Consider the following 21,037-nt stretch of genomic DNA (forward strand, 5'->3'; position numbering starts at 1 on the left):
CGGCCACAAAAACGGGGGAGAACCAATGCTGCACGAACACGCGATCCAGTGCGTACATGATCCGCTGCTGATGATGCTGTCTTACCTGGTTTCAGTACTTGGCTCGTTTACCGCATTGCAGCTGGCGATCGCCATCCCGGCCGCACGCGGCTTGATGCAGCGGTGGAGCGCAATCACGTATGCCGGTGCCGCCATGGGGGGCGGTGCGATCTGGGCGATGCATTTCATCGCCATGCTGGCCTGCCAGATGGATCTCCAGGTGTCTTACGACCTGGCCATTACGGCCGCTTCCGCGGTCATCGGGATCGCCTCGTGCATGGCCGGCCTTGCGATCGCCAGCGCCGGGGTTTTCAGTTGGGGCAAGCTGGTGCTGGCCGGATTGTTCATGGGCCTGGGCGTGACGGGCATGCATTACACCGGCATGGCCGCGATGTTGATGCCTGCCAACACCCATTACGACATGACCATCGTGGCGGCCTCCGCGCTTATCGCGGTTGTGGCTTCGATCGTCGCGCTCTGGTTGGCATTCAACCTCCGTGGCCGGTGGCAGATGCTGGGCAGCGCGCTCGTGATGGGACTGGCGGTGTGCGGCATGCATTACACCGGCATGCAGGCCGCCACCTTTATTCCCAATGGCAGTCAGGCCGAGCAGTTCGGACTCAGCGGCGCCAACCTGGGCATGGGCATCTTCGCGGTGACATCAGTGCTGTTGGTGGCGGTGCTGTCGACCAGCCTGATCCGCCAACGCCAGCGCAACCTCGTGCAGATCTGATTTTCCCATGCGGACAGTGCCCGCCTGACCAGGAACTTGGACGAGGTGGCCGAAAGACCACCTCGTCCTGGCTGCCTCACGACAGTCCCTATCCGCCTTGGGGCGGGCGGATGGTGCGTCAGGTCGCGACACAGGGGTGGTCGCGAGCTCCCCGGGCGCGCGACAAGACTATGACAGCGAAGGAAACGGCGGCGGCAACGCGACGTTGTCCAACCGGCAACGTCCGGACACCTGTGCCCCGAACTGGAGACGCTTCGTATCGAAGCCCACAGCAACAGTCGCCGCAAATGCACTCGTGTGCGCCTCGGGCCTCATGCCCCCCGCCATGGGGGGGGTGGGGGAGTGACTTGAACAGCAAAAGTCCCAGCACGAACCAGCCATTGGCCAGCGTCCGGGACCATTCCTCCGACACAACGGCCGGGACTCACAGGGGGGATCGAACTTGGACACCTGATAGCCGTGAAAACGGCGAAGTGAGGTGCGGATTCGTCGCGCCTGAAAACATGTCTCACAGGCCGAAGCGATGAATCAGGAAGCAGCCCCTCAAATCTCCCGCGGAGCTCCACTTGTCGATGTGGCGGGAATGTCCGCGTTCGTCGCCGTCGTCAATTCGGCAAGCTTCACGGGGGCCGCCCGCAAGCTGGGTACTTCGAAGTCCGTCATCAGCCGCCGGATCAGCGAGATCGAGCGCCACCTCGGCGCAAGGCTCATCGATCGCTCGGCGGCTCGCGTCACACCCACCGAAATCGGCTCGGTCTATTACGCCAGGTGTGTCCAGATCCTGGAGTCGATCGAGGCTGCCAACGATTTCGTTGCAGGATTCAACGGAGATATCAGGGGCACGCTCCGGGTCTCCGTTCCCCGATACTTCTGCGAATGCGTTGCCGCGCCTGCGCTTACCGAGTTCGCCGGAAAGTATCCGGACCTCAGGGTCGAGATCGATGTGGAGGAGCGGGACGCGGACCTGCGCGACACCGGATTCGACATTGCAGTTCGAATCGGACAGTTGCCGGACTCGAGCATGATTTCCCGGGCGATAGGCTCCACCGGCACCTGGCTGTGCGCCAGTCCGGGCTATCTGCAGCATCACGGCGTCCCGGAAACTCCGGACGAACTGGAACAGCACGCATGCCTCATGCATTCGGGCGGCGAACTGCTCTCCGGCTGGGTGCTGCGATGCGGCGGAAAGACGCGCCTGTACCGTGTGCGCGAGCGGCTTCGCAGCGCGTGTTATTTGCAGCTGCTGGACGCCGTCGTGGCAGGGCTGGGCATCGCGCTACTTCCGGGCTACCTGATTGCCGATGCCGTCGCGACAGACCAGGTGCGCGTGGTGATGCAGGCTTGTGCGCCACCCCATCGCCCCATCTCCGTGGTGTATCCCCCGGGACGAAGGAAGTCGCCGAAAGTGCAGGCGCTGGCCGATTTTCTTGCCGAGCGGATTCCGCGACCGTCGGCGTGGGAACTGCAGTCTCCCGGTCTCTGATGGTGGTATTGGGAGCCGAGTCCGTTCGACTCGAACGCACAGTGCGTGTTGCGGATCCTGCAACACCAGTTGCGCGTGGAGTGTCTGGACGCCGCGCTGACGATTGGATAGTAATGACCCGAACACGCTCATCGTGAAGGAGGTCGCAGGACACCAGCATCAGACGTAGTCGAACGCAATTCGTCACTTGCCTTTTCATTGCTCGTCCAGGGGGAAAGCCATGAAAGTCCGTGTCTGCGAGTCTCTCGTTCTCTGTGTCCTTGCTCTTGCCTTCCACGGCACTGTCGCGGCCCAGGTGGTCAGCGGTTCGGTCGATGCATCCATTACCCTCGAGGCCGCCTGCGAGGTAAATGGCGCGCCCGGCACGTCCGGTGTCGACTTCGGCACCCTGGACTACGGAACCCATCCCACGCTGTTCGCCCAAGCGGATGGCGAAATCTCGGATAACGGCCCGGGCATCAGCGTGCGGTGTACGCCGGGGACCGAGTACAGCATGGCCTTCGATGGCGGCCAGAATTCCGCCGATGCCAATGCGGCGCTGGGTTTGCGCGCACTCAAGCACACTGCCGCCAACGCCTTCGTGACCTACAACCTGTATGACGATCAGGCACGCGTGACGCCATTGGCGGTCAACGGAACCATCGGGCCGTTCACGGCGGATGGGACCGCGCAAACGGTGAATGTCTACGGCCGCGCCTTCGGCGAAAGCGGCCTTATCGTAGGCAGCTACACGGACACAATCGCTGTCACTTTGACCTTCTGACGTGGTCGACCTTCCTGTCGGCGCATGGCAACGAGATGTTGGCGTGCAGCGCTCCTCCATGCGCATCGATCCCTTCCGGGCCTTCGTCGGGTGGCTGCTTGCGGCGTTTTCAGTGCCGTGTCTGGCCGTGACACCGGGAGAGTTCCAGGTGAGTGCGCAGATCGAAGCGGGCTGCCTCGTCAATGCAGGCATTCCCGCTGACGGGGCCGATCTGGGCGATCTGGGCATCCTGGACTTCGGAACTCATTCCAGCCTGTCCACGGCTACGGTCCAGGCGAGCCTGATCCGAAATGCCGGGGTAGTCCTGTCGTGCACGCCGGGAACCGAGTTGGCGATGCAAGTGGATGGTGGACAGAACTTTAACGGCAACCGTCGTTTGCGTCTGGATGCCGACACGCTGTTGTCGTATCGGATCTTCCGGCAGGCGAACTGCACGGACGAGATTCCGGTTTCCCTCGACCTCCAGATCGATACGACGAACTCGTCCGACAACGTCGTCATCCCCATTCATGGCTGCGTGGTCCTGCCCGGCAATGCCGAACCAGGTACCTACCAGGACACGCTGGTGGTGACGGTGACCTGGTAGGCAAAGGAATCTGCATGCAGGAGAACTTCTCCCGAAACCGCTTCACATCACCGCGCTCGTTGCGGCGAATCGTCCTTGTCGTCGCATTCTGGCTGGCGTCCGGATTGCTGCCCGTGGGCGCGTTCGGGGCAGTGATGATCTGGCCGCTGGATCCCGTGATCGAAGGCGATCAGACCGGGGTTGCGCTATGGGTCGAGAATCGCGGCACTCAGGGCCAGACGATGCAGCTGCGGGTGCTCTCCTGGACACAGGAAGCAGGACGCAACGTGTACATGCCGCAGTCGACGCTAGTCGGCACGCCTGCGATGTTCCGGGTCGAACCCGGCAAGCGCCAGCTGATCCGTCTGACGCGGACGCAGATGCCCGCATCGGCCCGGGAAGTGGCTTACCGGCTGCTGATCGACGAGGTCCCCGACCAAGCTTCCGTCGCTTCGGCGCAAACCTCGGCTGTGTCAGCCCCGGCCGCCGGCCTGCGTTTCCAGGTTCGGTATTCGATTCCGCTTTTCAGCTACGGCGCCGGATTGGCCTCTTCGAAGAACAGCGGCGCTAACGCTCCGCAACTGGTCTGGCGCCAAGGGACGGACGATGGCCGGCGCTGGATCGAAGTGCGCAACCTCGGCCAGACGCATGCCAAATTGGCTGCCATCAGCGTGCGCGACAGTAATGGCAAGACACTGGATGCCGAGAACGGCAAGCTCGGCTACGTGCTGGCAGGCAGCTACGCCCGCTGGCAACTGCCCGTGAACGCGGCCGCGCCGGTAGCTGTGCTGTCCGGCATCGATGGGGGAGAGGTCAGGCAACTGGACAGGGAGATGCCGTGATCGGCGCGCGCAGGCATCTCGCCCGAGAGAGGTGCCGGCGCTACCGGCCCCTGTGGTCGGCCATTCTGGGTGGGCTCGCCACCGTCACGTGCCTGAGTGTCCAGGCGCAGGTGGTGACGCCTCCGGATCCCGCCTCGCTGGATGACGCACAGCCGCAGTACCTCGAACTGGTCGTCAACCAGAAGTCCACACGGAAAGTGGTCCGTGTGCTTCGCAGCGGAGATGGGTTCCGGGTGGCGGTCGGCGATCTGCGCGCATTCGGTCTGCCTGTCTTCGGCAACGATTCCGATCTGGTCACGCTGAACGATCTGTCCTGGCTGAAATTCAGTTACGACGAGAACAACTTGCGGCTGTTGCTTGAGGTGCCCGCCGATATGCTGCCTATGCAGTACGTCGGCGACTACCGTCGCAACGCCTATGAGCCCGCGACAAGCGGCACGGGCGCGATCTTCAACTACGACGCCTTCGTCAATGCGCCGAGCGATGCATCCACGACGACATCTATCGCCAATGAGCTGAGGTTGTTCGGTCCATGGGGATCGATCACCAGCAGCGGTACCTATTCATATGGCCCTGGCCGCAACGGGTACACCCGCTTCGATACGCGATGGGAATACTCGGACCCCGCGCGGATGCTCACCTTCGAAGCGGGCGACATGATCACGCGTGGACTGAGCTGGAACAGCACGGTTCGTCTCGGCGGTGTAGGCGTGTCGCGCAATTTCGCGATACGTCCCGACGTGGTGACGTATCCCTTGCCGGTCTTTTCCGGCGAGGCAGCGGTGCCAAGCACACTGGACGTATTCATCGCGGGGCAGAAGATCGATAGCCGACCGCTCGAACCCGGTCCGTTCACGTTGACCAGCCTGCCCTATATCAACGGAGCAGGCGAAGCGGTGGTGGTGACGACCGACGTAATGGGGCGCCAGGTTTCGACCACATTGCCCTTTTACGTGAGCAGTTCGCTGCTCGCCGATGGCTTCATGGACTATTCGATCGCCGCGGGGGCTTTGCGGCAGGAGTACGGGCGGGAGAATTTCGCGTACGGAGACGCGGCGGTGGCTGGCTCGCTGCGTTACGGATTGAGCGATCGCCTGACGCTCGAGACCCACGCGGAGCACGCGCAGGGTCTGCAATTGGGCGGAGTGGGCGCGGTGATGGCGCTGGGGCATTACGGCGTCGTGAATGCGTCCTACGCGTCCAGCCAGCGCAACGATGACAGAGGCAGGCAGACGAGCGTCGGCTATCAATACAGCTCGCGCCGTTTCAGCGTGGCGATCCAGGACACGCATCGCGATCGCCTCTATGCGGACCTGGCCGCCTATCCCGATGGCTCGACCATGTCGCGCAGGACACTGCAAGCAACCGGAGCCTTCAATCTGTTCTCGTTCGGCAACGTCGGCCTGGGATATTTCGATATCGAAGCGGCCGACGGCACGCGCAGCAGGCTGGGGAACCTGTCCTGGAGCCGCAGCTTCGGCAACAGCTACGTGTATCTGTCCGGAAGTCGCGATCTCGATGACGACAACGGCTGGTCGTTCGGCCTGCAATGGCTGGTGTCGCTGGGCGATCGCAGAACCGCCCACGCCGGCTACGACCGCAACCGCTTCGGGAAGAATCGACTGCGTTTCGACTACGACCAGGCCGTGCCCACCTACGGCGGGCTGGGGTGGCAGCTGGGTGTCGCGCGCGAACCCGATGGTTCACGCTATGGCCAGGCGGGCCTGCACTGGCGCAACCCGAATCTGCAGCTTCGCGTGGGCGTCTACGGCGATGAGGATGCGCACACGGTCTGGGGCAATGCGACCGGATCGCTGGTCTGGATGGATGGCGGGATATTCCCCAGCAACCGGATCAACGATGCCTTCGTCCTGGTGACGACTGACGGGCAGCCGGGCGTGAGAGTCCGCTACGAAAACCAGCTGGTGGGAACCACCGACCGCAACGGCCGCCTGCTCGTGCCGTGGGTAACTGCCTGGTATGCGGCGAAGTACGAAATCGAGGCCGAGCGGCTGCCCGCCTACATGCAGACGCCCGTCGTGGAGCAACGCGTCGCCGTGCGGGGTGGCAGCGGGCAAGTCGTCCGATTCCCTCTGCGCGCAGTGACCAGCGCGGTGATCACCGTGCACGACGAGCAGGGCAACCCCATGCCGGTCGGCACCGTGGCCACGACTGCGGACGGGCAGCGACGAACCATCGGCTGGGATGGCGTGTTGTATCTGGAATCGGTCGGCGCCGATAACGAAATCTCGATCGATGCGCCGACCGGGCGCTGCGTGATCCGGTTCGAGGCCGATACGGGTACACCGCAGGTGGCGCAGATCGGGCCGCTGGTTTGCCGTGCGGAGGCAAGGCTATGACATTCCGCTTCGTCCATCGCGCGTATCCGCGCATCGAGTTGCTGCTTTTCATCGTCGCCTTGCTGGGCGCTCCCGGTGTCGAGGCGGCCTGTTCGGTGTCGGCCGCCTCCGCCAACCTGGGCAGCTACACGTCGCTCGCACTGGAGTCCGCACCGACGGGCGATACCCAGACCGCCAGCGGCCTGGCCTGCGATCCGGGCCTGATCGGCATCGGCACGCCGGCCCACATCAAGGCACTCATCGAGAGCGGGCTGCCGGGAGGCAGTGGCGTGCTGACCGGCCCCGATGGCATCACCGTCTCCTTCCGGCTGGCCACGAGCGCCGGCGGCGCGCCGCTGGGGAACGGCGACGAAGTCGTTTTCGTGTCCCAGACCGCCCTGATCAGTGCATTGCTCGGCCTGTTCTCGGGTCCGAACAGCAGTATCCCGATGTATGTGCGTGCGGGGCCGGGTTCCGCACTCAAGGCCGGTGTGTACACGGGCGTCGTCGCCGTGCGCTGGTACTACTACACGTGCTCGGGCATCGGTGCGCTCGGGATCTGCCTGGGGCAGAGCAGCAGCCCTGGCTTTACCGTCAATCTGCTGACCGGACAGGTCACCAACTGGGGCAGCGGCCAGGCCACGCTCATCAACATCAGCCTGATCGTCACCGCGGACTGTCTGATAGATGCCCCTGATATCGACTTCGGCAGCGCCCCTCTCGTCAGCGTGTTCAATCCCGTCACCCAGACAATCAACGTGCGCTGCACGCGCGACCAGGCGTATCAGGTCGGGCTGACCGATGGGCTGCACGCGCTCAATGGCCAGCGACTCCTGCAGGGTGGGAGCGGCTCCCTTGCGTATGAAATCTACAAGTCGGGCACGACTGCGCGGTGGGGGGGCTTGGGCAGCGAGCGTCGAAGCAACACCGATGCCGACGTCAATGCCGGGACTCCGGACGGGACTTCCAGTCAGGGTTTCGTATACCGGGCGGAAATCAGTGCCTCCCAATCAACGCCTCCTCCAGGGGTGTATGTGGACAGTGTGCAGGTGACGGTCGAGTTCTGAACCCGGGCTCCCGTGCCTGTGGCTTCCCCGGAAGCGGGCGAAGACGGTCGTCGCGCGTACCGCGCCGGCCTAGTCACCCGTTCCGAGAGCGGAACGGGACGGGCGTGGCCAGTGGGTCGTGTGGCAGGGGGCGCTGAGTCGCCACTTTGCATTTTCTGTCCTTTTTGCGGGTAGAACGAAAGCGCCATCGTCACCACGCCTTCTGGCGCTCGCGGCCCCCATTTCGAGGCCTTCCGGACCGGCCCCGCCCATCGCACTGAGAGCCCCCCCCGAAAATGGGGGGCGAGTTTCCGCCCGGGCGCGGCTCTACTCGAACCCTCACTGTGCTTCCCGTCGAACTGCCGGGAGCATCCGGCTATTCGTGCAAGGGGAGGGCGTTCATGTCGTTGATGTGCAAGCTGTCGTCGTCGATTTTGCTGGCTATTCTGGGATCCAGTACCGCCTCGGCGGCGGTCGTGGACCGCTCCGCCGCCGCAGGCCGGGCACTGGGCCATATCAGGAATCATCAGGCGGCGACCCGTACCTCGGCCGGCGATCAGTTCGTGACCCGGGATGTCGTGGTGGATGCCGACGGCACCGAGCATGTCCGCTTCGACCGCACCTACGAAGGCTTGCCCGTGATCGGCGGCGACCTGGTCGTGCATTCGCGCAATGGGCAGTACAAATCCACCTCCGTCACGCAGGGCGCTGCCCTCAAGCTGTCGACCCGTCCGTCGATCAAGGCGACCGTTGCGCTGGTGATCGCGGGCACCGAATTCGGCGCCGACTTCGTCGGCGCTCCCGATACCGTCCTGGCGGTGTATGCACGAGGCAAGAAGGCGCCCCGGCTGGCCTGGCAGGTGCGCCTGCATAACCAGAACGCCGATTCGACATACATCGTGGATGCCGTAAACGGCCGCATTCTCGAGCGATGGAGCAACCTTCACACGGCGGCCGTCACCGGCAAGGCCAGGACGCTGTACTCGGGCGAAGTCTCCATCGTCACCAATTCGGTCTCCGGCGGGTACGAGCTGCGCGATCCCTCGCGTGGCGGGCTTTTCACCATCGATGGATCCAACAGCCGCACCGCGGGGCAGGTCTACAAGGATTCGGACAACACCTGGGGCAACTACAGCAACGACGATCGCGCGACTGCGGCGGCGGATGCCCAGTACGGCGCTTCCGTCACCTGGGACTATTTCAAGAGCGTCCACGGCCGGAACGGCATCGCCAACAACGGCAAGGGCAGCTATAGCCGCGTGCATTACGGCCGCCGCTACAGCAATGCCTATTGGTCCGACAACTGTTTCTGCATGACCTATGGCGACGGCGATGGCGTGACTATCGGTCCCCTGGTCGCGCTGGACATCACCGGCCATGAAATGAGTCATGGCGTGAACGCGAACACCGCCAATCTAATCTACTCCGGCGAATCCGGCGGCCTGAACGAGGCGAACTCGGACATCCTGGGGACCATGGTCGAGTTCCATGCGAACAATCCGCAGGACACGCCCGATTACATGATCGGCGAAGAAGTCGTGGTGACCAACGTGCCGGGAAGCGCGGACCAGCGCGCGCTGCGTTTCATGTTCAATCCGGCCGCGGACGGCCTGTCCCGTAATTGCTATTCGAGCGACATCGGCACCCTCGATGTCCATCATTCCTCGGGTGTGGCGAACCTGTTCTTCTACCTGCTCGCGGAAGGTACGAGCGCCAGGACGTTCAGCGGCGTCAAACACGCTCCCAAGACGTGCAACGGCGCGACATTCTCGGGTATCGGCCGCGCCAAGGCGGCGAAGATCTGGTATCGCGCGCTGAGCCTGTACTTCACCTCCAGCACGGATTACGCGGGCGCGCGCGCAGCGACCATCCAGGCGGCAAAAGACCTGTACGGCACGACGTCCACCGAAGCGACGGCGGTCGCGAGGGCGTGGACCGCGGTCAAGGTCAACTGAGCGGATCGGGCGTGGGCGGTTCGGCCGAGGCCGAACCGCCGGTTGGCTCAGTTCTTAGACAAGCAACGAATCTCCCAGGGGCATAAATGATCGGTTCCATCCGTAATGTCGGTGCGTCCACGCGACGCGCCCAGGCGACTCCTGCCATCGCTCCCATCGCGCGCGCCGTGCGCGGCGCTCTGGCAGTCTCGGCCACCATGCTGGTGCTGTCGGCACCCGTGTCGGCCCAGGTCATCGGCAGCTGCACGCTGTCGACGTCGCACGCACAGGCCGTCCAACGCATCGGCCAGCAAACCGGCGACAACGATTTCGCACCCATCGATGATCCGACGCTGGTAAGCGAGGGTTGCGATGCAACTGCAGTCGACATGCTGTCGTCGTCGACGGGTATCGGCGTCTCGTTTGCGAGCGATGCCGGTGCATCCGCCAGGTGGGATGCGCACGGTGGTCTCGACTCGATGGTCGACGATCTGACGGTGGTGAACGGCGATACGGCCGCGGTTTCGGCGGACGCGCCGATGGTGGGAGCCTTCGCGATCATCGAAGAGAGGGTGACCGCCACTGGCACCGACGACGCGATCAGCTATGGCAGCGTCGAGGCGACGGAGTCTTTCACGCTCGCCAGCAATTACGATTCGATCTCGGCGACGGCTACCGCCGAAGATGGCGACGCGCTCGCCGTCGGCATGCTGGCGCAGGGCTGGGACGCCGCCACGTTGTACAACTACGCAGGAATCACCGCCAGCGCGACGAGCGAAGGCGGCGATGCCCAGGCGTATGCGGCGGTGGCCGATGGCGCCTATAACGGCGGCATCGGCGTCCTCATCAATGGCGGCGACCTGCTGGCGGAAGCCACTGCCGGCGCCGGCGGATTGGCCTATGCGACCGGCGCATATGCCTACGCCAATGTCGCCAGCGTATTCAACGACGTCAGCAGCACCGCCATTGCCACGGCGGGCGAGGGCGGTTCCGCCGAGGCCCGTGCGGCGCGCGCCTACGGCTCGTATTCGGCTGTCTACAGCTATGGCGATCTCACCGCAATCGCCACTGCCGACGGCGGCACTGCCGTTGCACGCGGCGCGGATTCGGCAGGCTTCTACGGGTCTACCGTCTACAACGCAGGCGACATCCACGTCAGTGCCACGGGCGCGGATGTGTCGACGGCGATGGGGTCCTATTCGGTGGGCATGGCATTCAGTGCCTACACCACCAACACCGGAAGCATCCTCGCCGAAGCCCAGGGCGAGGCGGCTCGTGCGTACGGCTCCGTCAATGCGTCGCTTTACATCGGCGATGCCATCACCATCAACCAGGGTGACATTTTGGCGGTCGCTGAAGGCGGGCAAGCCAGCTACGGCGAAGCGGAGGCCTACGCGTTGGGCGTGTACAACATGGCCGTCTACTACGCGTCGCAGGTCGACAACAGCGGGTCGATCGAGGCAACGGCGCTCGCCCAGGACGACATGACCGGCAGCTACGGCTTCCTGCAGGCCAAGGCAATCGGCGTCATGGCCCTCGCGACCAACAGCTACTCGGAGACCGGGGTTTCCAATTCCGGCTCGATCACTGCCAACGCCCTGACCAGCCAGGGCTATGCGGCAGCCTGGGGCGTGGCGGCGCGGGTCGGCGGGAAGTACGCCGGTGCGATTTCGATCGACAACACCGGCACGATCCGGAGTTATGCCGAAGCCGACTTCGGCTCGGCAAGCTCCACGGGCGTCTACGCCTACAACCTGCTTGGCTCGGTGGGCGTGACCAACTATGGCGACATCGAGGCCGATGCGCGCACGGTGAGCGGCAAGCCGGAGTGGCCGGCCGATACCTATGCCTATTCGACTGGCGTTGTGGCTTTGAGCCCGGTCGGGTACGGCAACGCAACCATCGACAATCACGGCAACATCCGGGCCCATGCGTCTGCCGATCGCGGCATTGTGGGGGCCACGGGCGTCCAGGGCGGCGGCAAGTACCTGACCGTCACCAATGCCGCCGATGCGAGCATCAGTGCCATTGCCGAGACATCGGTTTACGGCGGTGGATATGCGACGGGCGTCGTCGGTGCCGCGTTGTACGGCATGGACATCACCAACGACGGGCAGATCACCGCCTATGCGCATACCCACGGGTTGGCGGATCCGCCGCATAGCTTCATCAGTTCTGCCGCGGCCTTGGGCATCTATGCTGCGGCGGACTTCGGAAGCACCATATCGATCGCCAACAACGGGGATATCGACGCAATTGCGATTGCCGACGACGCCCCGAATTCGATCAGTGGCTCCGCAGGGGCAGTCGGCATTCGGGTTTACTCGCGAGGCGATGTAGCGATCGCCAATTCGGGCGATATCACGGCCTCGGCCATCGCGGATCTGGGGCTGACCCTGGCTTACGCCGTCGACATCAAGGCGGGTCAGTACGGCAGCATTGTCAATGACGCAGGCACGACCATCGCTGCGCAGGCCTCGGTCGGCAGCATGGCAGGTGACCTCAATGCCGGCGTCGCCAATGTCCAGGGTTTGAAGAATCGCGGGGCCAGCTACGCCACGGTCTACAACGCAGGTACGGTGCTTGCGCACGCTACGGTCACCGCCGACAGTGCGGACTATGGCCAGCGCAGCATCGCGAACGCGACGGGCGCCTCCATCGGTTTCTACAGCAACAGCGGAACCAGTGAGATCGTCAACGTAGGCGATGTCGAAGCGGTCGCCAGCGCCGATTTCGGCTATGCGACGGCCCAGGGCACCTACGTTCGCGCCTTGTGGAGCGCCTATACCGACAACACAGGCGAAATTCGCGCCAGCGCCACCGCGATCGGCGGCGACGCATGGGCCGTCGGCAGCTTCGCGTATGCGCTGCACCAGACGACCACCTACAACTGCGAGTACAGGGAGGGTCCCTACGGGCAGTACAACTACTGCGACTGGGCACATCCGAACCGGGTGACGGATGGTGGCTCTACCACCCTCTACAACGGAGGCGACATCCGCGTCGCGTCGAGTGCTGATGGTGGCGTGGCGCACAGCTACGGCGCCGTGGTGCTCGGTGCGCTCGAGGCCGGCATCACCAATGCCAGTCATATCACCGTGGTCGCGGAAGCCGACGATGCGGTCGCCGTCGCCGCGCTGGCGAACAGCTTCTATGGCAACGCCAGCCTCGTGAACAGCGGCGACCTCCTCGCCGTCGCCACCGGCCCGGTTGCCAACGCCACTGGTGCGAACCTCCTCGCGGATACCGGGGTCCAGGCCGACAACAGCGGCACGATCGTCGCGGCCGCCTACGGCGCCGATGCAACGGCCACCGCGGTATCGATGCAGTCCTACGGCAGCAACGTGCTGACCAACACCGGCACCATCGCCGCTTTGGGCGACGGCACGCGGATCGCCATCTCCTCGAACGCGGACGCGACGGCCGCCATCGTCAACCAAGGCTCGATCACTGGCGCGATCGTCACGGGCAACCTCGACGACAGCTTCGAGAATGCGGCGGGAGGCACCTGGATCGCGGTGGGCGAGAGCGACTTCGGCGCGGGCAACAACCAGTTGGCCAACGCCGGCACGATCGTGATGGACGACGCCACGATCAATCTCGACGGTGGCGCTGCCGCGACGCTCCTGGCGGTCCAGCCGGCCGCCGCTGGCGGCAGCACGTTCGGCAACAACGCCACGATGCTCGTCTCCGGCGCGGACAACGCGATCGTTGCCGGTGCGTTCGTCAACGACGGCGTCGTCAGCTTCGTCGACGGCAGCCCCGACGACGTGCTGACCATTACCGGCGACTTCTCCGGCGACGGCGCGATCAACCTCGATGTCAGCGGCCTGAACCAGGCCAGCGACCAGCTGTACGTCGACGGCAACATCATCGAGTCGACGACGCAGACGCTCAACGTGAACCTGGTCGACGCGCCGACCACGCCCAGCATCGAGGTTCCGCTGATCGGCACCAGCGGCACGCTCGCCGGCGACTTCGTGCTGGGCGACGTGCACTTCGCGCTGGACGGCTTCGTCGCGATGGACTTCGACCTGAAGGTAGCCGACGACGCGGTGTCGCTCGGCGTGGACGTCACGGGCCTGAACGCCACGGGCCAGCTCGCCGCGGATATCGCGCCGGGCGTGCAGAGCCTGGTCAATGCGCAGGTCGGGACCTATCGCCAGCGCATGGGCGTGCTGCCGGAAGCGGGCAGCGCGGGGCTCGGGCCGTGGATGCGCATGTTCACCGACAGCGGCAACGTGGACGCGCGATACAGCGGCAACTTCGGCGCGGGCGGACTCGGTTTCCACCAGTCCAACCACGGCTGGGAAGTCGGCCTCGACACGCGTCCCTCCGAGCACCTCGCCTTCGGCGCGTTCATCGGCAAGTCCGACGGCAGCCAGCGCGTGAACGGCGCCGGCAGCAATCGCCTGGACGGCAGCACCTTCGGTCTGTACGGAACCTGGTTCGGTGGCCACGGCGCCTATGTCGACGTATCGCACCGCTGGACCGGCGTCGATGCACGCCTGGGTTCGGGCCTTGGCACGCAGACGACCAAGGCGTCGGCGCAGTCGCTCAACGTGGAAGGCGGCTTCACCGCCTGGACCTCGGCCGGCGGGTTCAACGTCGTGCCGCAGCTGCAGTACACCCATACCCGCATCGGCGACATCCGCACGCTGCACTCGAGCGATTCGGAGTTCGCCAACGACGGCGGCGTGTCGTCGCGCGGCCGGTTGGGCGTGGCGTTCGACCAGTCGTTCCAGAGCGGCGGTTTCACGCTGACGCCATATGGTTCGTTCAACGTCGTGCGCGAGTTCGACGGCGACTTCGACCATGCGATCAACGGCGGCATCGAAGGCACGACCACCACCAGCGGCAGCAGCCGCATGGTCGAGCTGGGCATGGGCGTCCGCAAGGGCGGGCTGTCGGTCAGCGGCGGCGCGAACTGGACGGATGGCGGCGCGGTGGACAGCGTCGCCGGTGCCCAGTTGACCGTGCGTTACAACTGGTAAGCAAGTAGGGCCGTTGCCGGCCCGCGGAATCGTCCGCGGGCCGATCAACGGTACGCCGGCATCCGTTTGCGGAAGCGTAGCCTCCGCGCGGTTGCCTGAGATTTCGGAGTGCCCGGTCGATCCGGGTCGAGGAGTACGACAAGTGGCAAGAAAGAAAACGCCCGGCACGAATGCCGGAGAAGCCCGCGACGCGATCGTGGAACAAGTCGCGCAGGACACCGCAACGGGGTCGTCGCAGGAAACGGCCGAACCGATCCTGCAGACCGTCGAGCCGCCGCCCGCGGCGCCGGCGGCAGCGCAGGGACAGCCGGCCAAGCCGCCGCAGAACCTCATGAACCTCAAGGTAGGGAAGAGCTGCTCGCGCGGCCTGTCCGCCTGGCTCTCAGCCAACCGGCTCTCCCTGGCGATCTCCTCGTACCAGACCGGGCGCCTGTACCTGGTCGGCAGCGATCCGCACGGCCGCGTGTCGTTCTTCGAGCGCATCTTCGAGCGTGCGATGGGCATCGTCGGCAATGCGCAGCGCCTGTACCTGGGCGGGCTCTACCAGCTGTGGCGCTTCGAGAACGTGCTGCGTTCGAACGAGGTGATCCACAAGCAGTTCGACAAGTGCTACGTACCGCGCAACGCCCAGACCATCGGCGACCTCGACATCCACGAGCTCGGCATTCGCAGGAACGGCAAGGTGGTGTTCGTCAACACCAAGTACTCGTGCCTGGCCGAACTGAGCCAGACGCACAGCTTCAAGGCGATCTGGAAGCCGGACTTCATCAGCAAGCTGGCACCCGAGGACCGCTGCCATCTCAACGGCCTGGCGATGGTCGACGGCGAGCCGCGCTACGTCACCGCGGTCTGCAGGAGCGACACCGTCGACGGCTGGCGTGACCGGCGCCACGACGGCGGTGTGGTGATCGACATCACCACCAACGAGATCGTGTGCGAAGGCCTGTCGATGCCGCACTCGCCACGCTGGGCCAACGGCAAACTTTGGTTGCTCAACGCCGGCACCGGGCATATCGGCTGGGTCGACTTCGCCACGAAGAAGTTCGTCCCGCTGGCCTTCGTGCCGGGTTTCGCGCGTGGCCTGTCGATCATCGGGAACGTTGCCGCGGTGGGCCTGTCGAAGCCGCGCAACCAGCGCTTCGAGGGGCTGCAGCTTGACGAAGAACTGCGCAAGCGCGACGCCGAACCGTGGTGCGGCGTGCAGATCATCTCGCTGATCAATGGCGACGTGACCAACTGGATCCGCTTCGAGGGCGATATCAGCGAGATCTTCGATCTCTGCTTCCTGTCCAACGTGCGCAATCCGATGGTGGTCGGTCTGCGAACCCCGGAAATCCGTGAACTCATCACGTTCGAATCCGAAATGCAGAACGAGGTAGCCACCGCATGAACACCAGAAAATGCATCTCCGTGGCCGCTGCGAGCCTGTTCGTCGCCGCCACGCTGCCGGCCGCTGCGCAAACGCCCGCTCCGCGCGCGGCCGCCTCGGCGCAGGCTGCGAACCGCGGCATCGAAACGATCTTCAACGCGCTCGATACCGACCGGAACAGGACCTTGTCGTTGCAGGAATTCCAGGCGGGCTATCCGGGAATGGCGCGGGCCGTCGTGCTCGAAATGCGCCTGCGCGACCAGTTCCAGGCGCTCGACACCAACCGCAGCGGCGCGATCGAGCAGGCCGAGTACGGCAACCTCGAATTCGTGAAGCGCGCGGGCAAAGCGGCACCGTCGTTCGGCGCCTTCGACGCGGACAAGAGCCAAGGACTCAACTTCGCCGAATACCTGGCCGCCTTGCGCCGGTTGTCGGCGGCGCAGCCGGCTGCTCCGGCGGCGAAGAAGTAATTGCCGGGCAACCGCAGCGCGCGGTTGCCGGAGGACATCCGATTGAATACCGAGACATCATTCGAAATCACCCCGGTCTGGAAAAGCGTCACTCCCGAACTCTCCGAAGAGCTCATCGGGCTGTGGAGCCGGAACAAGGCGATCGACGACCCCGTCCGCGCAAGAGCCCGCGCAAGCCAGGCGGTGTGCATCACCCGCGACGGAAGCGGTGCGATCTGCGGCGTCGGCACGGCGATCGTCCGGGTGCTGCCGCGCCTGCGCCAGCCGCTGTACTTCTACCGCCAGTTCTTTGCGCCGGAATTCCGCGGCCAGAAGCAGACGGTGCCGTTCTTCAACCGTGCGCGTCGAATACTGCAGGACTACAACGCAGCGCTGGCGACGCCGGAAAGCCTGGGTGTGTTGCTGGAGCTGGAGAATCCGATGCTCGCCAGGCACTACACGCGGGCGTACGAACCGGCGGGCGATTCGGCCTTCATCGGCTATTCGCCCAAGGGCCTGCAGTTGCGGGTGTCCTACTTCGAGGGCGCGCGGCTGCTGCCGCCGGTGCAGCTGCAGCGCCGCACCTCGGCCGTGGCGGGACGCGCCGGGCACGCATAGCAAACGCTGCATGGCGGCGGGGCAGTCCGCCGCTGGCGTCGCTGCGCGCGATCGTGTCGGATGCGCGGCATGCGGGGCATGCGCGAAGCCACGGAGACATTCGTGTGGCGTTGCGCCGGTGACCACGCGTGTTGCCCGGACGCCAGCGACGTCCTTGCTTCCACGCTAATGCCGATGACAGCGACGATGTATCGCGCCTTGCGATGACGACGTGTTTTCCTGGCGGTCGTGACGACGCCGGGTTGGCGTCGACGTGCCTGGCTTCGTTGGGAATGGGGGGGGGTAGCCCCCCCCGTTTTAGTTGTTGCGAATTTTCCTGCGGCCGTTACAAACGAAACGGTAGTTGCATTGGAGTTCCCAACCCGCACATCCCGTGCGGCTTTCTCAGCGAGGTGCTCGTGTTCAACATCAAGTCGTCTTTTTGTTGTGCGGTTATCGCTCTCCTGCTGGCCGTTGCAGCCCCAGTGGCCAAGGCCCAGTCGCTGCCACCGGCCGGAAACTTCGTGTCCGTTCGAATCGGGGGTAGCCACGTGGCCTACGGCGCCATCCTCAGTCCGACGAAGATTCTGGTCCCGGCGCACGTGGTAGCAGGCAAGTCTCCGGCCAGCCTGAGCATCCTTGCGGGATCGAACAGCCGCACGGTGACCACCTGCGGAACCTGTGAGGTGCGGAACGTTTCGTCTTACACGATTCACCCGAACTACAACGTTCCGGCGACCAACGACGTCGCAATCATCCGCGTGCCCGCGCTCACCTACAACGCCAACGTGTTCGGCTCGACGATCGCGGCCTCGTTCTCCAATGCCGTAGGCACCCAGTTCACCCAGATCGGCTATGAGAACGGCGGCACCAACCACAACGGGCTGCAGACGACGGCGACCGCGCCATGGACGCTGGTCACCATGCCGGGCTACACCTTTACGCCGGGTGCCTTCGTGACCGCGACCACCGATACCACGCTGTACGGAATGATCAGCTACACCCAGAGCACGTATCAGGTCTATACGAAGCTGTCGGATTACGCCTCCTGGATCAACGCGCAGTAACACGACAGGACGGGAAGCGGCCGCATCGAGCCGTCACCGGAAGCACAAGGCCCGCCTGCTAAGGCGGGCCTTTCATTTGGATCAAGGCGCACGTGAGCCCGTCACGACGTGCACCCATGGCTCCGGTTTGCGTCGCAGCACGCAGCGATCAGTAGTGCACCAGCCCCAGCATGCGCGCCCGATCGATCGCATGCCTTCGGTTGGCGGCCGAGAGCTTTCCGAAGATGTTCTTGAGGTGCCACTTGACCGTCTCGTCGCCGATGCTCAGGTGCTTTGCAATCAGCTTGTTGGGCATGCCACGCGCCAGCAACTGAAGAATGTCTGCTTCCTTCGCGGTCAGCAGACCTTGCTCCGCGGCGATGGCTTGAAGCACGGGCGGGGCGACGCGCGCTTGTTCCCTGGTCACCGGGGATGCATCGATGGTTCTGGAATCGAGGTGTCGGCGAAGTTCTCCCGCCATGCGAACGGCGATGGGATGCGTCGATTCCGCCAGTCCGTCCACGCCGCCCAGGTGCGCCAGGCCCAGGGCCTCGGACAGCAAGGGCAGGGCGTCCGGATTTCCTTCGAGTCGCGAAGCGATGGCCCGCAATGCCTGAATGGTCATTGCCTCGCGCTTGTGTCCCAGTTCCTCGGCCGAGAGCATGGCTGCCCGCAGTGCCTGCTGGGCCTTATCGCTGTCCGCGCGCGCCAATGCGATATAGGCGTACGCGATGTGCAGTGCGAGCTCGTGCTGGCGGGCGAAAACGCGGAATTCCGGCGCAGCGAAAGCGTCCGTGAGTTTCTCGAGCGCCCGTACGAGCTTCTCAGCCGTTTCGACGCGAGCCCGCATCGCATGGATACGGATTTGTTCCGCCAGGCTGTACAGGCTCAGGCGGGGCATGTTCCGGCGCTCTCCGATTGCACCGAGGCTCGAAAGGATAGTCAGCGCCTTGCGCTCGTTGCCCTGGCGGAAGGAGGCCCGGGCGAGGGCGCGATAAGCCGCAAGAATCGTGTCGGGAAAACCGGATTGTTCGATGACGTCCAGTCGATCCGCCATCAACGTGACCACGGCCTGCGCCCGATCCCGCTCGGCCCAGGCCGCTGCAAGTACGGCGGCGTAGAGACACGACACCATACCCCGGCGGCCTTCCTCCCGTTCTGCTTGTGCGAGGGCTTCCTCCAGTCCTTCCTCTGCGAGGAAGGCATTGCCCTCCCAAAGATGGCCCAGCGCCGAGATGACGCTCGAAAAGGCGGCAGCCAATCGAAGTGAACCGGCTGTCCCGAAGGACCGCACTTTCTCCGTCAGTTCACGAACCTCGCCGGTACGGCCCAGTTGCAGCGCGACAAGCGCCCTGCCGTTCAGAGGGGCCACCAGGTAGAGGGGGTCCACGACCTCTGGCGTTTCCGTCGGCCATGCGTCGACAAAACCAGGAAGCAGGCCCAACCGGTCGGAGTACGACGCAGCGCCACCGGCGATACGCAAGGCGGTCATGCGCATGACCGGCGTGGAGCGCGGGTCCTCTGCGACGGCGCGCGCGGTAGCGAGCGCCTGATCGTTACGTGTGCCCAAGGCCTCGATCCACGCTGCCTTCAGCCGGGTCGTCGGGTCGCGCGCGAGAACTTGCGGCGGGATGCCGGTCAGCAGTTCCCGCGCTTCGGCCAATCGCCCTTCGGCGCCCAGTAACCACAGCGAACTCAAGGCGAGGTCGTGCGCCCTCGCATCGTCGCCGGAAGCGTACGCATGGCGCGCTGCGGTATGCAGTTGCCCGTGCTCGGCGAACCAGAGCGAAGCCCGTGCGTGCAGCGCAATCCGCTCGTCGTGGGGAAGTTGCTCGAAGCGCTCCCTGAAATGGTCGCGAACCAGCGGGTGGAGCACCAGCGCGCCGCGGTCGCCCACTGTCATGGTCGGCATCTCTTCGGCGATTTTGGCCATCACATCGCCGCCGTCCGGCCCCAGGAGGGTCTGGCACAGTTCGTCACTGACATAGTCGAGGATGGACAGCCGCGTGAGCGATGATACGAACGCCTCCGGCAGGCGTATCAGAAGCGAACCCACGAGGTAGTCGTGCAGATTCGCGGGACGCGAGGAAAGGGAGCGGATCGCCTTGCCGATGTTGGATTCCTGCTCGACGGTGATCATGGCCAGTTGCAGGCCGATGGGCCAGCCTTGCGTCGATTCGTGGAGGCGGGCGTGGTCGCTGAGGTCGGCCGATCGCCCAAGGCGTCGCCGCATGATTTCGAGCGACTCGTCCAGACGGAACCGCAGATCGTCGTCGGAAACCAGGGCGAGCTGGCCTTTGGCCGCCAGTTCGGTGTTCCTGATTGGAAGAGCGTTTCGGGAGCCAACCACCAGCCGGAAGTTGGCGGGCGCATTGATGAAGAGATAGCCGACCAGGTCCTGCGTCGCGGCGGGCAGTCGTTCGGCTTCGTCGATCATCAGCACGGTCTCCGTGCCCGCGTGCGCGACCTCTGCCAGCAAGCCGGTCAGTACCTCCAGCTCGCGCCCGGCAGCACTGGAATTGAGCATCGCCAGCGTGTCGAAAGAGGGGTACTGGAAGGCGCCGGGACTCCTGAATGCCCGAAGCAATGCGGTGGTGAATTTTGCAGGCGTGTCCTGCGCATCCGCCGTAAGCCAGACTACGGTCGCATCACGGTTCAACCACAGATGCCGCCACTGCAGAAGCAGCGTGGTCTTGCCGAACCCGGCGGGCGCGGTCACCGCTATGGCGGTGCATTCCCGCAGTTCTTTCCACCGCTGGGTGAGGTGCTCACGCTTGAGGGAGGACTGGGGCAGCCGGGGCGGGACGGTCTTTAATGCGGATTCGAAATCGAACATCT

14 protein-coding genes are annotated in these 21,037 nt (G+C 64.7%); 13 read left to right on the forward strand and 1 reads right to left on the reverse strand.

Annotation, left to right across the window (positions count from 1 at the left end):
• The first annotated feature begins 25 nt into the window (after positions 1–25).
• The 13 genes from ACFPN1_RS02935 to ACFPN1_RS02995 all read left to right on the forward strand — a co-directional run bounded on the left by ACFPN1_RS02935 (position 26) and on the right by ACFPN1_RS02995 (position 18,220).
• Entirely contained in the window at positions 26–772 is a 747-nt protein-coding gene (locus tag ACFPN1_RS02935; RefSeq protein WP_386752844.1) for an MHYT domain-containing protein, read from the forward strand.
• A gap of 583 nt (positions 773–1,355) precedes the next feature.
• Complete coding sequence (locus ACFPN1_RS02940) at positions 1,356–2,255, forward strand: LysR family transcriptional regulator (protein WP_386752845.1); 900 nt, start codon at positions 1,356–1,358, stop codon at positions 2,253–2,255.
• 220 nt (positions 2,256–2,475) lie between these two features.
• Positions 2,476–3,018, forward strand: a complete 543-nt coding sequence (locus ACFPN1_RS02945; RefSeq protein ID WP_386752846.1) for a Csu type fimbrial protein — start codon at positions 2,476–2,478, stop codon at positions 3,016–3,018.
• Between the two features lie 58 nt (positions 3,019–3,076).
• The gene (locus tag ACFPN1_RS02950) at positions 3,077–3,604 is read left to right on the forward strand and encodes a Csu type fimbrial protein (RefSeq protein WP_386752848.1); all 528 of its coding nucleotides are present in this window, start codon (positions 3,077–3,079) and stop codon (positions 3,602–3,604) included.
• 14 nt (positions 3,605–3,618) lie between these two features.
• Entirely contained in the window at positions 3,619–4,425 is an 807-nt protein-coding gene (locus tag ACFPN1_RS02955) for a fimbrial biogenesis chaperone (RefSeq protein ID WP_386752850.1), read from the forward strand.
• Complete coding sequence (locus tag ACFPN1_RS02960) at positions 4,422–6,785, forward strand: fimbria/pilus outer membrane usher protein (RefSeq protein ID WP_386752852.1); 2,364 nt, start codon at positions 4,422–4,424, stop codon at positions 6,783–6,785. The genes ACFPN1_RS02955 and ACFPN1_RS02960 overlap by 4 nt, the downstream gene beginning before the upstream one ends.
• Complete coding sequence (locus ACFPN1_RS02965) at positions 6,782–7,831, forward strand: Csu type fimbrial protein (protein WP_386752853.1); 1,050 nt, start codon at positions 6,782–6,784, stop codon at positions 7,829–7,831. The genes ACFPN1_RS02960 and ACFPN1_RS02965 overlap by 4 nt, the downstream gene beginning before the upstream one ends.
• Before the next feature lie 389 nt (positions 7,832–8,220).
• Positions 8,221–9,765 (forward strand): M4 family metallopeptidase, encoded by a 1,545-nt coding sequence (locus tag ACFPN1_RS02970; RefSeq protein WP_386754016.1) that lies wholly within the window; start codon positions 8,221–8,223, stop codon positions 9,763–9,765.
• 86 nt (positions 9,766–9,851) lie between these two features.
• Positions 9,852–14,738 (forward strand): autotransporter outer membrane beta-barrel domain-containing protein, encoded by a 4,887-nt coding sequence (locus ACFPN1_RS02975; RefSeq protein WP_386752854.1) that lies wholly within the window; start codon positions 9,852–9,854, stop codon positions 14,736–14,738.
• A 142-nt stretch (positions 14,739–14,880) separates the two neighbouring features.
• On the forward strand, positions 14,881–16,128 hold the full coding sequence (locus ACFPN1_RS02980; protein WP_386752856.1) for a TIGR03032 family protein: 1,248 nt from the start codon (positions 14,881–14,883) through the stop codon (positions 16,126–16,128).
• Positions 16,125–16,577, forward strand: a complete 453-nt coding sequence (locus ACFPN1_RS02985; RefSeq protein ID WP_386752857.1) for an EF-hand domain-containing protein — start codon at positions 16,125–16,127, stop codon at positions 16,575–16,577. The genes ACFPN1_RS02980 and ACFPN1_RS02985 overlap by 4 nt, the downstream gene beginning before the upstream one ends.
• Before the next feature lie 42 nt (positions 16,578–16,619).
• Positions 16,620–17,174, forward strand: coding sequence for a hypothetical protein (locus tag ACFPN1_RS02990; protein ID WP_386752859.1), 555 nt, complete (start codon positions 16,620–16,622; stop codon positions 17,172–17,174).
• A gap of 503 nt (positions 17,175–17,677) precedes the next feature.
• Entirely contained in the window at positions 17,678–18,220 is a 543-nt protein-coding gene (locus ACFPN1_RS02995) for a trypsin-like serine protease (protein ID WP_386752860.1), read from the forward strand.
• A 148-nt stretch (positions 18,221–18,368) separates the two neighbouring features.
• On the opposite strand, the gene ACFPN1_RS03000 is transcribed toward ACFPN1_RS02995, so the two are convergent.
• Positions 18,369–21,035 carry a LuxR C-terminal-related transcriptional regulator gene (locus ACFPN1_RS03000; protein WP_386752861.1) on the reverse strand — a complete coding sequence of 889 codons (2,667 nt, stop codon included), beginning with the start codon at positions 21,033–21,035 and terminating at the stop codon, positions 18,369–18,371.
• Positions 21,036–21,037 lie beyond the last annotated feature (2 nt).

Source organism: Lysobacter yangpyeongensis, assembly GCF_042655745.1.
Lineage (GTDB): Bacteria > Pseudomonadota > Gammaproteobacteria > Xanthomonadales > Xanthomonadaceae > Agrilutibacter > Agrilutibacter yangpyeongensis.